This window comes from Azospirillum endophyticum (assembly GCF_016595245.1).
Lineage (GTDB): Bacteria > Pseudomonadota > Alphaproteobacteria > Azospirillales > Azospirillaceae > Azospirillum > Azospirillum endophyticum.
Genome location: NZ_JAENHM010000078.1, coordinates 1 through 16852, shown reverse-complemented (window position 1 = coordinate 16852; position 16852 = coordinate 1). Strand labels below are relative to the sequence as shown.

Annotated in this window: 16 protein-coding genes and 1 pseudogene; 10 read left to right on the top strand and 7 right to left on the bottom strand. The window is 65.4% G+C overall.

Annotated elements, in window-relative coordinates; all coding sequences use genetic code 11:
* The first annotated feature begins 415 nt into the window (after nucleotides 1–415).
* From JHL17_RS32300 to JHL17_RS32285, 4 genes are all read left to right on the top strand, one after another.
* Complete coding sequence (locus tag JHL17_RS32300; RefSeq protein ID WP_200198766.1) at nucleotides 416–1846, top strand: amidase; 1431 nt, start codon at nucleotides 416–418, stop codon at nucleotides 1844–1846.
* The gene (acnA, locus tag JHL17_RS32295) at nucleotides 1843–4557 is read left to right on the top strand and encodes an aconitate hydratase AcnA (RefSeq protein ID WP_200198765.1); all 2715 of its coding nucleotides are present in this window, start codon (nucleotides 1843–1845) and stop codon (nucleotides 4555–4557) included. Before JHL17_RS32300 ends, acnA begins: the two co-directional genes overlap by 4 nt.
* 43 nt (nucleotides 4558–4600) lie before the next feature.
* Nucleotides 4601–5332, top strand: a complete 732-nt coding sequence (locus JHL17_RS32290) for an isochorismatase family protein (RefSeq protein ID WP_200198764.1) — start codon at nucleotides 4601–4603, stop codon at nucleotides 5330–5332.
* Between the two features lie 148 nt (nucleotides 5333–5480).
* Nucleotides 5481–5876 (top strand): RidA family protein, encoded by a 396-nt coding sequence (locus tag JHL17_RS32285; protein ID WP_200198763.1) that lies wholly within the window; start codon nucleotides 5481–5483, stop codon nucleotides 5874–5876.
* Nucleotides 5877–5969: 93 nt separating this feature from the next.
* Here the strand turns inward: JHL17_RS32285 and JHL17_RS32280 are convergent, their stop codons facing one another.
* The gene (locus tag JHL17_RS32280; RefSeq protein ID WP_200198762.1) at nucleotides 5970–6548 is read right to left on the bottom strand and encodes an NADPH-dependent FMN reductase; all 579 of its coding nucleotides are present in this window, start codon (nucleotides 6546–6548) and stop codon (nucleotides 5970–5972) included.
* Nucleotides 6549–6651: 103 nt separating this feature from the next.
* Nucleotides 6652–7344: a GntR family transcriptional regulator gene (locus JHL17_RS32275; RefSeq protein WP_200198761.1), complete on the bottom strand. Its 693-nt coding sequence runs from the start codon at nucleotides 7342–7344 to the stop codon at nucleotides 6652–6654.
* Nucleotides 7345–7551: 207 nt separating this feature from the next.
* Between JHL17_RS32275 and JHL17_RS32270 the strand changes: the two genes are divergently transcribed.
* Genes JHL17_RS32270 through hemC form a run of 6 tightly spaced genes read left to right on the top strand, consistent with a single transcriptional unit; the run spans nucleotide 7552 to nucleotide 13030 of the window.
* Nucleotides 7552–8493 carry an isocitrate lyase/phosphoenolpyruvate mutase family protein gene (locus JHL17_RS32270; RefSeq protein ID WP_200198760.1) on the top strand — a complete coding sequence of 314 codons (942 nt, stop codon included), beginning with the start codon at nucleotides 7552–7554 and terminating at the stop codon, nucleotides 8491–8493.
* Between the two features lie 37 nt (nucleotides 8494–8530).
* The gene (locus tag JHL17_RS32265; RefSeq protein ID WP_200198759.1) at nucleotides 8531–9319 is read left to right on the top strand and encodes an SDR family NAD(P)-dependent oxidoreductase; all 789 of its coding nucleotides are present in this window, start codon (nucleotides 8531–8533) and stop codon (nucleotides 9317–9319) included.
* Between the two features lie 10 nt (nucleotides 9320–9329).
* On the top strand, nucleotides 9330–10427 hold the full coding sequence (locus tag JHL17_RS32260) for an ABC transporter ATP-binding protein (protein ID WP_200198758.1): 1098 nt from the start codon (nucleotides 9330–9332) through the stop codon (nucleotides 10425–10427).
* A complete protein-coding gene (locus JHL17_RS32255; RefSeq protein ID WP_200198757.1) occupies nucleotides 10424–11314 on the top strand; it encodes an ABC transporter permease in 891 nt (296 codons plus the stop codon). Before JHL17_RS32260 ends, JHL17_RS32255 begins: the two co-directional genes overlap by 4 nt.
* Before the next feature lie 4 nt (nucleotides 11315–11318).
* On the top strand, nucleotides 11319–12104 hold the full coding sequence (locus tag JHL17_RS32250) for an ABC transporter permease (protein ID WP_200198756.1): 786 nt from the start codon (nucleotides 11319–11321) through the stop codon (nucleotides 12102–12104).
* Nucleotides 12105–12115: 11 nt separating this feature from the next.
* Nucleotides 12116–13030: a hydroxymethylbilane synthase gene (hemC, locus tag JHL17_RS32245; RefSeq protein WP_200198755.1), complete on the top strand. Its 915-nt coding sequence runs from the start codon at nucleotides 12116–12118 to the stop codon at nucleotides 13028–13030.
* Between the two features lie 127 nt (nucleotides 13031–13157).
* Here the strand turns inward: hemC and JHL17_RS32240 are convergent, their stop codons facing one another.
* The 5 genes and pseudogenes from JHL17_RS32240 to JHL17_RS32225 all read right to left on the bottom strand — a co-directional run.
* Nucleotides 13158–14156 (bottom strand): CobW family GTP-binding protein, encoded by a 999-nt coding sequence (locus JHL17_RS32240; protein WP_200198754.1) that lies wholly within the window; start codon nucleotides 14154–14156, stop codon nucleotides 13158–13160.
* A gap of 61 nt (nucleotides 14157–14217) precedes the next feature.
* A complete protein-coding gene (locus JHL17_RS32235; RefSeq protein WP_200198753.1) occupies nucleotides 14218–15594 on the bottom strand; it encodes a dihydroorotase in 1377 nt (458 codons plus the stop codon).
* 284 nt (nucleotides 15595–15878) lie between these two features.
* A pseudogene (locus tag JHL17_RS38060) lies at nucleotides 15879–16016 on the bottom strand (IS701 family transposase); the annotation flags it as partial.
* Nucleotides 16017–16145: 129 nt separating this feature from the next.
* On the bottom strand, nucleotides 16146–16484 hold the full coding sequence (locus JHL17_RS32230; protein ID WP_247893973.1) for a LysR substrate-binding domain-containing protein: 339 nt from the start codon (nucleotides 16482–16484) through the stop codon (nucleotides 16146–16148).
* A partial coding sequence (locus JHL17_RS32225; RefSeq protein ID WP_211113656.1) for a hypothetical protein occupies nucleotides 16456–16852 on the bottom strand: 397 nt, incomplete at its 5' end. The genes JHL17_RS32230 and JHL17_RS32225, both read right to left, overlap by 29 nt.

Here is a 16852-nt window from a genome sequence, read left to right as displayed (position 1 = left end):
ACGGCCGACTGCCGGATCCTGCCAGGGGAGGCGAGGATCACCATGCGCAAGCCTCGCCAATGTGTCAACACTATTCCGCCGCTCACCTCCCTCATGCTTGACGTTTGCAGCGTGGAAGCGCAGGATATCGGCAAGGGTCGAGGGTGCCTGCGGCCAAACTGTAAACACTATGCCTAGTTCTTCCCTTGAGGTGATTGATGTCAGATTGGTCTTCGCCGGCCTTTGACCAAGACGGGGCTGGCGCCGAGTTCGACCACGCCATGGCCCGCGCCGGCATCACGGTTCCCCCCGATCGACGGCCGGCGCTGGTCGCCGGCTATGAGGATCTGAAGCGGCGCATGGCGCTCTTGCGCCAACCGAGGGACGCCGCTGCCGAACCCGCTGCGGTCTATCGGGTGCGACGTCGGGGTGAGCCATGAGCGAGGCCGGCGTGCCGGTACCCGGCCTCCATGCCTTGGACATCGCCGAGGCCGGGCGTCGCCTTCGTACCGGGGAGGTCACGGCCGTCGCGCTGACGCAGGCGGCGCTGGAGCGCATCGAGCACATCGACGGATCCCTGCATGCGTTCATCCATCTGTCTGGTGATGCCGCGCTGCGCGCCGCCCGGCAAGCCGATGCCGAGTTGGAAGCCGGTCGGGACCGCGGGCCTCTTCATGGCATCCCCTACGCGGTGAAGGATGTTTACGATGTGGCGGGGCTGCCCACCACCTGCCACAGCAGGCTTCGGCTGGACCATCGCGCCGAAGCGGACTCGGCCGTCGTGGAGCGGCTCGGGCTGGCCGGTGCGATCCTGCTGGGCAAGCTGGCCACCGACGAATTCGCCTTCGGCGGGCCGACCGAGGATCTGCCATTTCCGGCCCCGCTGAACCCTTGGAACGCGGCGCACATGACCGGGGGATCGTCGTCAGGCTCCGCGGTGGCCGTGGCCGCCGGGATGGTCCGCTTCGCGCTGGGCACCGATACGGGAGGGTCGATCCGCGGCCCGGCCGCCCTGTGCGGCCTTGCCGGCCTGAAGCCGACATTCGGCCGGGTCAGCCGGCGCGGCGCGTTTCCCTTGGCCTATTCAATGGATCATTGCGGCGCGCTGGCCGCCTCGGTCGAGGATGCGGCGATCGTGCTGCAGGCTCTGGCGGGTCATGACCCGCTCGATCCGTCGAGTGCGGACGTCCCGGTGCCGGACTTTCGCCGGTCGCTGCGCGACGGCGTTGCAGGACTGCGCATCGGCGTGCCGCGGGCATTCTTCGCGACCGCCCAAGGCGTCACACAGGAGGTCATCGCCGCGATCGGACGGGTCGAGGCGATGATGCGGGAGGCCCGCGCCACCGTGGAGGACGTCACGTTGCCCGACTACCCGCTGTTCAGCACCTGCGGCCGGGTCCTCCTCACGGCCGAGGCCTATGCCGTGCATGAACAGGACCTGAAATCCCGCCCCCAGGATTACAGCGCGCTCGCCATGCAGCGCATCACGCTCGGTGCGACCATTACCGCCGCCGACTACATCCAGGCCCAACGGCTGCGGCGCGAACTGGCCGCCGCGGTCGACGGGGCGCTGACCCGGTTCGACCTGCTGCTGACCGTCTGCAACCTCGCCGCGGCACCGCGGCTCGATGCGATGCCGGATCCGTTCAGTGCCCCGTCGGTCATCCAGGCCTATCCGTTCAGCCTGAGCGGCCATCCGGCACTGAGTGTCCCGGTCGGCCTGGGCGCTTCGGGCCTGCCCCTTTCGGTTCAGTTCGTCGGACGCTATTTCGAGGAGGCGACCGTTCTGCGGGCGGGGGCGACGGTCGAGGCGCTGACCGGCTGGCGTCTGCCTACGCTCCCCGCTGCGGCGGGGGTGCAATCATGACTGCGGCGGCTGGCGCCAAACTGCGGCTTGCCGACGGATCGGTGGTCCGGATCGAGTCGATCGCCGCCGCCTGCTCGGCCGCCGGGCGGGACATCTCGACCCTTCCCTACGCCTGCCGCGTTCTGGTTGAGAACCTGGCCCGCGGTGCAAGGGTGGGACGGTCCGGTATTGGCCCTGCGGAGGTCGCAAGGGCTGTTTGGTGGGAAGAGCACCAGGGCGAGAATGCCGCGCTGCAGGTCAAGCGCGTGATCCTGCCCGATTCCAGCGGCCTGCCGGTCCTTCTCGACCTCGCGGCATTGCGGGATGCGGTTGCACGGGCCGGGCTCGACCCGGCGACCGTCGAACCGCTGACGCAGGTCGATGTCATCGTCGACCATTCGCTGCAGGTGGACGTCTCGGCGCGCCCCGATGCGATGCGTGTCAACATGAAGCGTGAGTTCACACGCAACGGGGAGCGGTACCGGTTTCTGAAATGGGCTCAATCGGCCTTCGGCAACGTGCGGATCTTTCCGCCGGGAACCGGCATCATCCATCAGGTCAATCTGGAACATATCGCCAGCGTGGTGACGCGCGACGATGGGCCGGACGGCTTCGCCTTTCCGGATTTCGTGCTGGGCGGCGATTCCCATACGCCGATGATCAACGCGATCGGGGTTCTGGGCTGGGGGGTCGGCGGCATCGAGGCCGAGGCCGCGATGCTCGGCGGGCTCTATGATTTTCCGATACCGGAGTTCGTCGGCGTCCGGCTGGAGGGGAGCTTGCCCGCCGGCGCGACGACGACCGATCTGGTGCTCCACGTCACCCAGCGCCTGCGGCAGGAAGGGGTGGTGGGCACGATCATCGAATTCAGCGGTCCCGCTGTCACCGCTCTGCCGGTACCGGCACGGGCGACGCTGGCCAACATGGTGCCTGAATACGGTGCCACGGCCGGCTTCTTCCCGATCGATGCCGCGACGATCGACTATCTGGCGACGACGCGCTCGCGCAGCCACGCGGAGTTCGTCCGGGCCTACGCCGTGGCGAACGATCTTTTCCGCGATGCCGATGCTCCGGAACCGGTCTTCGGCCGCATGATCGCGATCGATCTCACCATGGTGACGCGCAGCGTCGCCGGCCCCCGCCGGCCTCAGGACCGGCTGGATCTCCGGGACGTCGCCCAGGATTTCAGGGCAAGGCTCGACCGGCCGCCGGGGGAGCGGGGCTTCGGCGTCGATCCGACGGTCCGTGCCGCCATTCCTCTTGGGGATGCGGTGGTCGAGATCCATCATGGGACCCTGGCGATCGCGGCGATCACCGCCTGCACCAACACCTCGAACCCGGCGGTGATGATCGCGGCCGGACTGTTGGCGCGGAACGCCGTCGCGGCCGGGCTTTCGGTGCCGTCCTGGGTCAAGACCTCGCTTGCTCCCGGTTCCCGCGTCGTCACCCGATATCTGGAGACGCTTGGGCTTCTCGGTCCGCTCGAACAGCTCGGCTTCGGTGTCGTCGGCTACGGCTGCACGACCTGCGGCGGGAAATCGGGGCCGATCGCCGCCACGCTGGCCGAATTGGCCGACCGGGCCGGCGTCGTCCTGGCGGCCGTGCTGTCGGGCAACCGCAACTTCGAGGGCCGGATTCATCGGCATGTCAGGGCGAACTATATCGCCTCGCCACCGCTGGTGGTGGCGTATGCGCTTGCCGGGCGCATCGACGTGGATCTCGACAGCGCGCCGATCGGACGGCGCAGGGATGGCCGGCCGGTCTTCCTGCGCGACCTCTGGCCGTCCGATGCCGAGGTCGCCGCGCTGCTCGGCGTTGCGAACGATCCGTCCCTCTTTGCAGACGTCTATGGCACACCGGAGCGCGTCCGGTTGTGGGATGCGCTCGAGACGCCGGAGGGAGCCTGTTTCCCTTGGGATCCGGCTTCGACCTATCTGCTGGAGCCCCCCTTCCTCCAACTCGCCCGGGAGCGGTCGCGGACCGGCTTTCCGAACCGACTGCATGGCGTCCGGGTGCTCGGCGCCTATGTCGATTCACTCACGACCGATCATATCTCGCCGAGCGGGGAGATTCCTCCCGATGGTGCCGCCGGGCGCTACCTTTCCCAGCTCGGCATCGCGCCGGCCGACTTCAACACCTATGTGGGGCGCCGCTGCAATCACGAGGTCATGGCGCGCGGCACCTTCGCGAACCTGCGCATCAAGAACCTGCTGGTGCCGGAACGGGAAGGCGGCTGGACGCGGCTGTTGCCGGACGGCGAGATCGTGCCGGTCCACGAAGCCGCCGCATCCTATCGGGCCGACGGCATTCCTCTTATGATCCTCGGTGGCCGGGATTACGGCATGGGATCGAGCCGTGACTGGGCGGCGAAGGGCTCTGCCCTTCTCGGTGTGCGCGTGGTCCTGGCCGAGAATTTCGAACGGATCCATCGTGCGAACCTCATCGGCATGGGCGTCCTTCCTCTGCAGTTCCAGCCGGGCGAAGGCTGGCTCCAACTCGGCCTCGACGGGACCGAGACGTTCGACCTCGACGGGCTGGCGCAGGCGATCGAGGGAACCGCACCGGCCACCATCACCGCCCGCCATCGCCGCGGGACCACAATCTTCCAAGCAACCGCGGCGATGACCACCGGGACCGAGCGCGACTGCCTGCGCCAGGGCGGGATCTTCGCCGCGATGTTGGCAAGCTGCCTCGGCCAGGACGCCGGGCAGCCGAATCCGGGCCATCAGTGAATTTCGATTTCGGGCAAACCTGCCATTCTCAAGGAGCAACGACGTGAGCAAGCGTATCTGGGACGACTTTCTGACCGAACGCGACAACCAGGTCTATGCACAGGCCGGCTATGGGAAGCGCGGCGGCTTCGGCACCCGTCCGGCGCTCTTCATCATCGACGTGCAATATAATTTCTGCGGCGACAAGCCCGAGGACATTCTGGAAGGGCTCAAGCAATACCGCACCCATTGCGGCGCAGAGGCCTGGGCCGCGGTCGAACATATCGTACCGCTCCTCCACCTGGCCCGGGAAAAGAACATCCCGGTGTTCTACACGGAGAGTGCGCGCCGTCCGGACCTGATCGACAGCGGCGTGCAGGTGGGCAAGAACCACCGGGGCAGCGAGCGTACCGTGCTGGAGGGAACCCATGCGACGCAGACCGTCGAGCCGCTCGCCCCGCGTGAGCAGGACATCCGCATCGGAAAGCGCAAGCCGTCCTGCTTCTTCGGGACGATCTTCATGAGCCACCTCAACTTCTTCGATATCGACACCTTGATCCTGACCGGTTGCACCACGTCCGGGTGCCTGCGGGCGACGGCAGTCGACGCCTATTCCTTCAATTTCAAGGTCGTCATTCCGGAGGAGACCGCCTTCGACCGTTTCCAGGCCAGCCACGCGATCAACCTGTTCGACCTCAACTGCAAATACGCGGATGTCATTCCGCGCTCCGAGGTTGAAGCCTATCTGGCCGGTCTTCCCGTCCGCACCGACCTTCCGACGCCGGCCGCGTCGTGAAACGCCGGCGCACCGCAACGCCTAAGCAGGTTTTCCGAACTCCGCCCACACATGGGCGGGCTCGGAAAACCTGCAAAACCATAGTGTCCGCAGGTTTCTCCAGGCCGGGCCTGTAGCCCGATCTGGAGAAAGTTGCCTAGGAGCAAGCATGAGCGACCGTGAAATTATCGTCCCCGAATCCATGCGGGGCATCGTCGAGCGGGCCGGCTACGCGCCGGCCGTGAAGGTCGGGCGCACCGTCTACGTGGTCGGTCAGGTCGGCCGCACCCGGGAGCTCGAGGTCATTCCGGATCCGGCCGAGCAATTCGCAGCCGCCTGGGAGAATCTCCGCGTCGTCCTGGAGGCTGCGGGCTGCACCTTCGACGACGTGGTCGACATGACCACCTACCATGTGGGGCTCGCGCTCCACATGCCGGTCTTCCGGGAGGTTAAGAACAGAGTCTTCCCGCGCGGCACCTACGCTTGGACCGCCATCGGCGTGTCCGAACTTGCCCATCCGGGGCTGTTGGTGGAAATCAAATGCGTCGCGGTGGCCCGGGCGTAGACTGCCGCAGCGACGAGGTCGGAGCCGCACAAACCTCCAACCTCCAGCCCCGTTGAGGGTGCGGTCGATGAAGTCCATCGACCGCACCCAGGATCAGGCGGCCGCTACGAGCTTGGCGGCCCGTGCGAAGGCGATGACCTGTTGGGCGAGGGTGCGGAGTTGGCCCGCGACCGCGGGGTCGATGCAGCGTCCTTCGGAATTGAAAGCCTTGACGGCGATCGTGTTGATGCCGACACCCAACGGGGTCGGCCAGCCGCGCAGGGCATGGACGACCGAGCGCATGGATGTCAGCGTCGTTCCCACCGCCTGCCAGCCGGCGGCGGTGACGATGCAGCCGACGCTGCGTTCCTCCAGATAGACACGGCCGTCGGCACGCATGTCTTCCGTGTAGTCGAGCGCGTTCTTGATCAGGCCCGACATGCCGCCGTGATAGCCCGGCGAGCCGATGATAACCCCGTCGCAGGCGCGCAGGGCTTCGACAAGGGTCTGCGACCGCTCGTTGCGCTCGGGAGAGTCGGGGGCGTACATCGGCATTTCCAGATCCGGGCCGGCGAACATCCGCACCCGGGCTCCGAGCTTCGCGGCTTCTTCCAGTGTGGCGCGGACCGCGCTCTCGGACGAGGAGCCCTGCCGGATCGTACCACCCAGCCCAACGATGAAAAGTTCCGACATGCTGATCTTCCCTCTGTGACGGACGCACCACGGGTACGGTGCCCGGTTTGGAGTGGCATGATTAGCATGCAAAGTGTCAACAGTTCAAGAGCGGCCTTCCGAGTCAGCCCTGGCCGGGCGTTCCCGACCAGTTGATCTGCGGCACCCCGGCGTCGTCGGTCCGCGCCAGATTGGCGGAGGCCCGTGCGATGTGAGAGCGCATCATGGACTCGGCCAGTTCGGGATCCCGATTGATAATTGCTCTCAGGATCTGCCAGTGCTCCTGGTAGGCTGCGATCTTTCTCGCTCTGTCCATGCCGGACTTGCGTCGGTAGAGCCGGAAGAGCTGGTGAAGGTCGCCGTTCAGGGATTCGATGATGCGCCGGTTACCGCAGGCCTCGACGATCCGGCTGTGGAAGTCAAATGCCCGGCTTGGCTGACCGGTCGTCCATGAATTGCGATCGGATTCCAGGTCGGCCAGAAGGCGCGCGGCCTCTTCGGAACTCATGTTCTCTGCCGCTAGACGGCAGGCCATTCCCTCCAATGCTTCGCGCATCTGGAAAAGTTCGATGACCTCGCGGGTCTCCAGCGATATCACCCGCGCGCGCATGTAGGGTTCGCGGGAGATCAGCCCGATACCCTGAAGGCGCCGGACAGCTTCGCGGACCGGGCCACGACTGACGCCGAAGCGCTGTGCCAGCGCGGCCTCGTTCAGTTCGGAACCAGGGGCGATTTCGCCCGAATTGATAATGTCGACAATCTGCTGAAAGAGCTTTTCGCCGAGGGGTTGAGCATCGCGCTCCGCTGCCACGCTCATTGTCATCCACCCTTCCGCTTGTTTCACTGCCTGCGGGCTTGCCGCTTGACACTCTTTTACCGCATCGGATGCAAATCCACCACTACCTGGAGGGGGCGGCTGCAAAGGTCGCCCCATAAGTGTTGACAGTACGGATCGGGTCCGACTAAGCTTCCCTCAGACCTCACGGCCAGGCGATCCGCCGGCCAGCTTCTGCGAGATGAGATCGTGATCCTCGACCAAAAAACCGCGACGCCCGCACCGCGGGCGTTCCGAGACCTGCTTCGCTCGGGAGACCTGATCGTGTCGCCGGGCGTTTACGACGGATATAGTGCGCGCCTCGTCGAGGCGGCCGGATTCCGCACCGCCGCCACCAGCGGGGCTGCCATCGCCAATGCCGTTCTCGGGATCGAAGATGTCGGCATCATGGGCTTGGCCGAGAACCTCGCCCATTGCCGCAACATCGCCAGGAGCATCCAGATCCCGCTGACCGCCGATGCGGACGACGGCTATGGCAACCCCGTCAACGTGTTCCACACCGTACGCGAGTTCGAGGCGGCCGGCGTCGCGGCGGTGAACATCGAGGACCAGCTAAGCCCGAAGCGCTGCGGCCACATGCCGGGCAAGGTGGTCGTCCCACTGCATGAGATGGTGAAGAAGATCGAGGCGGCCTGCCTGGCGCGCCGCAACGACGAGTTCGCCATTGTCGCCCGCACCGACGGTCTCGCTATCGAAGGGCTGGAGAGCACGCTCGATCGCGTGCGCGCCTATGTCCGGGCGGGCGCCGACATGATCTTTCCCGACGCCATCCGGTCCGAGGAGGAGGTCGCCCGTATCGTCGAGGCAGCGGGTCCGGTGCCGGTCTCAGTCAACATGGGCTTCGGCATCCGCTCGCGGCCGACAACACCGCTGATCCCGCTGTCGCGGCTCAAGGCGCTCGGCGTGCGGCGGGTCAGCTTGCCACGCATGCTTCCGGCAGCGGCGATCCATGGCATGAAGAATGCGCTGGCCGCCATGCGCGGCGTCATCGAGACCGGCGAGCCGGTCGACCGGCCCGACCTGCTCGTCGGCATCGAGGAGATCTGGGCGCTGATGGGCTTCCCCGAACTCCAGGAGCTGGAGCGGCGCCTTCTGTCGGTCGAGACTCTATCCAGCAAATACGGTCAATAGTCGCCCGGCTAACGGCGCGACGGGTCAGGAGGCAGCAATGGTGGTTTCATCGCGCAGCGGCGCCGCACCGGGCTGGGACGGGGCGCTCGACGGTCGGGTCGCGCTGGTGACGGGCGCTCAGCAGGGGATCGGGCGCATGTGCGCGGCAGCCCTGGCGGCGGCAGGTGCCGACGTCGCGGTGAACTGGCTGGACGACGAGGCGGAGGCCGAGGCCACGGCCGAGACGGTGCGTCAGCACGGGCGGCAGGCCCTGCTGGTGCGTGGCGACGTCAGCGACGTCGCCCAGGCGGCGCCGATGGTCCAGGAGGTGCGCAACCGGTTCGGCCGGCTCGACGTGCTGGTCAACAATGCCGGAATTTTCCCCCGCTCGCCCTTCCTGGAAATCACGGAGGGCGAGTGGGACAAGGTCTTCGCGGTCAATCTGAAGGGGGCCGCCTTCTGTGCCCAGGCTGCGGCGCGGGTCATGATCGACTGCGGCGGCGGCGCCATCGTCAACATCACCTCGCAGGCGTTGCGCGGGTCGCCGCGCGGCGCCCATTACAGTGCGACCAAAGCCGGTCTCGTCGGTTTGACGCGGACGATGGCGCTTGAACTGGCCCCTTACGGCATCCGCGTCAATGCGGTGGCCCCCGGCCTGGTCGACACGGCCCAGCCGCGGGGAGGACATTCCGAGGAGAGGCTGGCCGAGATCGCCGGCACCATCCCCCTGCGGCGCATGGGCGAAGCGCGGGAGGTCAGTGACGCCGTTGTCTTCCTCTGCTCCGACAGGTCATCATTCATCACGGGAGAGCTGCTGCATGTCAATGGCGGCTCCTACATGGCCTAGAGTGACCAACATGGCAACCTCACCCGCCCATTCTCCCGATGGCGTCCCGGCGCGCGCGCGTCCCGGTGCCGCCCTCAGCACGTCGGACCTTCACGTGCGATATGGCGAGTTCCATGCTCTGAAGGGTATCGACCTCGCCGTCGAACGCGGTGAATTCGTGGCTCTGCTCGGTCCGTCCGGTTGCGGCAAGACCTCACTGCTGCGGACCATCGCCGGTTTCGTGCATCCCGCCCACGGGACCGTCGTGCTGAACGGCCGCAACGTCGCCGGCCTGCCGGCCCGCGAGCGCAACATCGGCATCGTGTTCCAATCCTACGCGCTCTTTCCGCACATGACCGCGCTGGAGAACGTGCGCTTCGGTCTCGAATGCCGCAAGCTTCCGCGCGGCGAGGCGACGGAGCGCGCCCAGCGCGCCCTGGCGCTCGTCGGGCTTTCCGCCATGGCTGAACGGCGACCCAAGCAATTGTCCGGCGGCCAACAGCAGCGTGTTGCCCTCGCCCGCGCCATCGTCATCGAGCCGGACCTCCTCCTGTTGGACGAACCGCTCGGGGCGCTCGACAAGCAGTTGCGCGTCCAGATGCAGACCGAGTTGAAGAGCCTGCAGAAACAACTCGGCATCACCGCCGTCTTCGTCACGCACGACCAGGAGGAGGCGATGTCGATGGCCGATCGCATCGTCGTCATGAAGGACGGAAGCATCGTCCAGGTCGACACGCCGGAGCGCCTGTTTCAGGAGCCGAAGACCGGATGGGTCTGCGATTTCGTCGGCGGCGGCAATCTGCTGCGCGGGCCGTTGGAACCGCTCAGAAGCGGCGTGCTGCAGCTCGAACTTGCGCCGGGATCGGTGATCCATGTCCGCGGGGAGGGCTCTCCCCAGGCGGCGGTGCAGGTTCCGTTCGACAAGGTCGCATTGCGTCCCGCGGTGAACGACGGCCTGACCGTCAAGGCGCGCCGGTTCCTCGGGGCAACCCTGGCGCTGGAGATCGACAGCCCGCTGGGGACCATCGTGGCACATGTCCCGCCCGAGGAAGGGGCCGCCTATCCGGTGGGCATGCGGGTCCATGCCAGCGCGGACATGGCGCATTGCCGGCTGGTGACCGTCGAATGATGCCCGAGACAAGCACGCTCCGGTCTACGCTGCCGTCGGTGAGGGCGCAGCGCTTCAGGCCTTCACCTCTCTGGTGGCATTTCGGGCCGGTCGCCCTGTTCTACCTCATCTTCCTGGTAGCACCGTATGCGGTGCTGCTGAGGATGAGCTTCCACCGGTTCAGCTCGACGCGACTGTACATCCCCGACTTCACCATCGCCAACTACGTCGCCGTGATGACCGACCCCTATTACGTCGCCCTCATCGCGCGTTCGCTGTGGATCGGCGTGCTCGTCACCGCGATCTGCGTGCTGATGGGATATCCGCTCGCCCTGAAGATCGCCCGGTCCCGTCCCACGATGAAAAGCGTGCTGATCGCGATCACGCTGTCACCGCTGCTCATCAATCTGGTGGTGCGGACCTACGCCTGGCTGGTCCTGCTAGGCGACACGGGCATCGTCAACACGTGGCTGCTCGACATCGGGCTGATCTCCGCGCCGCTCGGCATGAACGGCAGCCTGGCATCGGTGCTGATCGGGCTCGTCCATATCAGCCTGCCGCTGATGGTGATCAGTCTCGTCGGAATTCTGGAGCGGATCGATCCCGCGCTGCTCCAGGCGGCGGAGAGCCTGGGAGCGACGCGGGCGCGGATTCTTTGGAAGGTGGTGCTGCCCTTGTCGGTTCCTGGCATCGCCGCCGGCTCGCTGCTTGTGTTCAGCTTGGCGATCAGCGCCTTCGTCACACCGATCCTGCTGGGCGGCGGCCGGGTCGCGACCGTGAGTACGGTCATCTACGAGAAATTCACCTATGCGATGAACTGGCCGGTCGGTGCCACGCTCGTGATGATCCTGCTGGTGATCAACATCGGCGTCATGTCCTTGCACGGCCGTCTGTTCAGGGAGGGTTGACGCGATGCTGGACAAGATCATCGATATCGCGGCCTGGCTGGTCGTGCTGTTCATCATCGGGCCTCTGATCGTGATCATGGGCGGCTCCTTCACCGAGACGCCCTATGTCACGTTTCCGCCGGTCGGGTTTACGCTGCATTGGTATTCGATGCTCATCCACCAGCATGATTTCATGGAATCCTTCGGGTTCAGCGTGCTGCTGGCGGTCCTCTGCAGTCTGGGCGCGATGCTGCTCGGCGTTCCCGCCGTCGTCGGCCTGCACCGGTTCGGATTCATCGGGTCGAGCCTCTTCCGGAGCTTTCTGATGTCGCCGTTGGTGTTGCCGACCATCGTCACAGGCGTGGCGCTGCTGCAGTTCTACCACCTCGCGCATGTCGACTCGTCGCTTGCCGGTCTTCTCGTCGCCCATGTGCTGATCACCGTGCCCTACGTGATCCGCACGGTGGGAGCGGGCCTGACCGGGCTCGACCCGGCGTTGGAGGAGGCCGCGACCAGCCTCGGGGCCGGACAGCTGCGGACCCTCCTGCGGGTGACGCTTCCGGCGATCATGCCGTCCATCATGGCGGCGCTGATCTTCGTCTTCATCACCTCGTTCGACCAGACGACCGTCTCCCTGTTCCTCTCGGGGGTGGACCTGATGCCTCTGCCGGTTCGGATCTATCGGTATATCGACTTCGCGGTCGACCCGATGATCGCCTCCATCTCTACTCTGCTCATCCTGTTCGCATTCGGCCTGATCGTGCTCCTGCAGAAGCTCCTCGGGGTTGAACGGGCGTTCGGGGTCAATTGAGGGCGCCCATCATGAAAACCATCACCATCGCGACGCGGCCGAGCCGTCTCGCCGTCTGGCAGGCCGAATTCGTGCGCGCCGCCCTGATCGCCAAGCATGCCGGGTTGGAGGTCAGGATCAACCCGATCCGGACGCGCGGAGACGCGATCGTCGACCGACCGCTCCGGGAAGTCGAAGGAAAGGCGCTGTTCATCAAGGAGTTGGAGGAGGCGATGGCGCGCGGCGAGGCCGATCTCGCCGTGCATTGCATCAAGGACTTCCATACCGTCATCCCCGACGGCTTCGAATTGGTGGCTTACCTGGCCCGCCCGAGTGATCGGGACGCGCTGTTGACCCGGAAGCCGGTGAGCGGACTTGCGGACCTGCCGCCCGGCGCGGTCGTCGGAACGACGAGCGAGCGGCGGGCCTACGAGCTCGCCCGGCAGCGGTCCGACTTCGTCTTCCGTCCGCTACGCGGCAACATCGACACGCGCCTCGCACGGCTGGAGGACGGCGCGTTCGATGCGATCGTGCTCGCCGAAGCCGGATTGGAGCGGCTAGGACTGAAACCTGCTCATGTGATGCCGCTGGCTCCCGATGTGATGATGCCGGCCGCCGGGCAAGGCGCGCTGGGTATCGAGGTGAGGGCAGGGGACGTCGCCGTCGCGGATATCGTCGCCTGCCTCGACGATGCCGAGGGCCGCAGCCGCGTCCTGGCCGAGCGCGCTTTCCTACAGGGTCTGGCGGCCGGCTGCGGGGCGGCGGTCGGCGCCTGTTCGGTCATCTCGCATGGTCAGCTGCGCCTGGAGGGGTTCGTCGGCAGCCGTTCCGCGATGACCGACGTTCGCGGTAGCGTTCACGGGCCGGTCGAGGACGCATCGCTTCTCGGCGCACGTCTGGCGCAAAGTCTGCTCGGCCAGGGCGCTCGCGCCCTGCTGTCGGCCTGACCCCTCTGTTCAGCGACCCCAACCGGCTCGGCCGTTTTCAGTCTTTTGCAACCACCGTGTCCTCCGGCGTCGAACCGGCGCCGGGGTGAAGCGGTCGCGGCAGGATGCTGCCCGCCGGCCACTCGCCTCACGCTCGGATGACGGCCGCGCCGATAAGCTGTGCCGCGGCCTGTATCTCGTCGTCGCCAACATCCCTGGCAATCAGGACGACATTGCCGATGATCTCGGACGGGGTTGCAGCGGACAGCGTCTCGGGCGGACTGAACAAATGCTGGACGCCGTGTACGGCATGGGGCTGACCGTCTTCCAACCTGAGAATCCCTTTAAGGCGGAGAAGGCGGGACCCCAGGCCGCTCTGAAGGAACCGCACCCAGTCCGCGTAGGATGTCCACGAAACGGTCTGCGGACAGTGCAGAACCCTGGCCGCGATGCCGTGGGCGTGGATGTGGTCATGCTCATGATGATGGTCATGTCCATCCTCGTGGCCATGGGGGGTATCCGCAAGGCCATCGCCGCGGAGCCCGGACGTATCGAGCAACCGGGCGGCGTCCAGGTTGCCACCCGCCGCCTCGAACAGGGACGCATGGGGATTGAGGGCGCGGATGGCCGATCTGGCCTGTTCCCGCAGGTCCGCGTCGGCGAGATCGATCTTGGTCAGAATGACCCGGTCGGCCATCGCGAGCTGGACGCTCGCCTCCACGAATTCCTGGAGTTGCCGGGGCCCAAAGACGGCGTCGACCGTCACGATGATGCCGGCAAGGGAAAAGCGACGCGCCATGAAGCGATCGATGTGGAGCGCGTTGACGATCAGCCCCGGCTCGGCAAGGCCCGAAGTTTCGATCACCACGCGATCGAACCGCGGGATCTCGCCACGCTCGCGGTCATAGTACAGCCGCTCCAGCGTGGTGGCGAGGGACCCGTCCATCGCACAGCACAGGCAGCCCGAGTCAAGCAGCAGGGCCCGGCTCTCCTCGCCCTTCGCAACGAGCACGTGGTCCAGACCGACGGCGCCGAACTCGTTGATGATCACCGCGGTGTCACGGAACCCGTCCGACCGGATCAGACGGGACAGTAGGGTCGTCTTGCCGCTTCCAAGAAAACCCGTCAGCAGGAAGAGTGGGATCATCGTCAGACCTTGGCCTTTGAGTGCTGTCGGATGTCTTGGCGCGGCTGTCCGACCATCGTCATCATGCTCCCTGATGGTCGCGCCTGATATATCGTCCGCCCGGTTGGTTGCGGGCCTCATCGGTAATTTGCCCATCGATCACGATCTTGCGCCCCCGCGAAAAAGTCATCACCGGCCAGCCCTTGAGGGTCATGCCTTCATAGGGGGAATAGTCGGCGAAGGATTCCAAATCGGCTGCATCGACGGTCCGCTCCAGGTCCGGATCGACGATCGCGAGATCGGCGTCGCAGCCGACCGACAGGCGGCCTTTCGTCGGAAGATTGTAAAGCCGCGCGCTGGCGGTGCTGGTCACTTGGGCGATCCGTTCGATCGGCACGCCGCGGCGGTGATAGCCTTCATGGATCATGATCGGCAGGATGGTGGCCGTTCCGGGGAAGCCGTTCGAGGCGTCCCAGATATCCTTCATCTTCGTGGTGCGCTTCCGCGGTACATGATCGGAACCGATCGTGGTTACCGTGCCGTCCAGGACGCCTTCCCACAGGGCGTCGACGTCGGATTGCGAACGCACCGGTGGATTGACCTTGGCAAAGGTCCCGGCAGGGCTTTCGCGCGTCAGGAACAGATACTGTGGGCAAGTCTCGACATAAATCGGTGCCGCCGACCGGCTAGCGCGATGTCGGCGGACTTCGTCCAACGCTTCGCGGCTGCTCAGGTGCACGATGTTGATCGGGCAACCAGTTCGCGCAGCGAAATAGCAGGCGCGATGGACGTTCTCCGCTTCCAGGAAATCAGGGCTTTGCTCATCCCAGGCGGCGAGGTCATTGCGGCCGGCCCGGCGCAGCGGATCGCGCAGCAGCGGAATGACCTCAACGTTCTCGCAGTGAATGCCGAGCACACCACCCGGAATCGCAGCGGTTTCGCGCAAGGCCGCGTACATCAGGGCGTCGTCGATCTCGGTGAAGCCCTGGGCGAGCCCCGCCTGGCCTTTGTACATCAGGTAGAGTTTGTAGGATGCCACGCCGAAGCGGCTCGACACATCGGCAAGGGTATCGACGTGCAACTGGCTGGTAAGGCCGAAATGAAAGCCGAAATCGATGCAACTCTGCTCGGTCGCCCGCGCCATCACGGCGCCGAATCCCTCTCGGAAATCCTTCTGGCGATGGAACGACAGGATGGTCGTGACGCCGCCTAGAGCCGCCGACCGGGACTCGGTCAGGAAATCGGTTTCGGGAGAGCCGAAACCGAAATGGACGTGAGGATCGATCAGGCCGGGAATAACCCAGCGCCCCTGGCAATCGATGGTCTCGGTGGCCGGTAGTGTTGTCCCCGGGGCCAACAGGGCGGCGATGCGGCCATCCTTCACCCCGAGCGCGCCGGGGGTCACCCCAACGCCGGGCTCGACCAGAAGCGCATTCGTGAGTAGCAGATCGAGGATCATTCCGGGCTCCTTGCGCTCGGGTCTTGCCTGAAGTGGGCTAAACAGCACCGTTATGTCAACAGTTACACCGGCTTTTTAGCCTTGGCAAGCATGTCTGTACTATAAACTGTCGACAGTTCGGTTCAGCTTATCTAATCGTAAGGACGCTGTCGGTTGCCTGGTTTCCGTCCGGTACCGCCGCCGCCCTGCTTATAAATCGGCGCAGGGGTCTGCAGGTGATCGGCACGTAATGGCGTTGTTAATAATGGAAATTAAGGGGGTCCCAATTGGGCGCCATTCACACTGGGCGTCAACTCCGCCGCGATCGGCTGTACGCTCTTGCGTTCCGTGCGGCCGCATCGACCGCAGATATCCACCATGGCCCGGCGCCGACGGGCTTTGTGTCCCAGAGCATCCAAGAATGGTTCCAGCCAACTGTCCAACTAGGCTTCCCATGTCCGGACCTCCAGCATGACCGCCTCCAGTGCAGGTCATCCCCTGAGGTGCACAACAGCCCTCGCCTCACGCCATCACCCAAGTAGTGCTAGCAACTTGATGAATATCAACAGGACTTAATCCGTGGCGCCTGGATTAGCGAATAGCGTGGTCGTCGGTCGGAGAAAATCGATCATTGCCCGCAGCGGCGCGGACATATGGCGACGTCCGGAATAATAAAGGTGAAAGCCCGAAGTGGGTTGGCACCAGTCTTCCAACACGCGCACCAAGCGGCCAGCTGCGACATGATCGGCGACGACATCTTCCAGCATATAAGCAAAGCCGAGCCCTTGCAGCGCCGCAGCGATGATCACATTGGTGTCGTTGACAGTGATCGGGCTTTCCACCCGGACCTCAGCTCGACTTTGGCCAATTTGCGTTTTTGCGTCAGGCGTGTATCCAGAAATGAGGCTCATTTGCGACGTGTTGGAGAGCACGGTCGAGCGGCATTGTTGCGATGCCGAATGGCCCTGATGCTCCCCATCGTTCGCCGTTCCACCAGAGAACCTGGACCTTGTCGTCGTCGCCTGTGATCCTGAACCTCGCGACAGGGGCACCGGTGCGCTGGCTGAGGAGGGTGTAACCACGGGCGACCTTGCGCAACGTCACGCCGCCGCCTCGGGCACGATTGAAGCTCTCGATACGCTCCAGCATGGCGTCCACGGTCATCGTGATCCTCTGGTTCCAGTCGGGTTGACCCCAGGGTTCCAACCAGCGGAGCCTTGTCATGTCTCCCGTTCCAGACAGTCTTGAACGGTGGATGGCGCCTTTTGCGGCGCTGTTC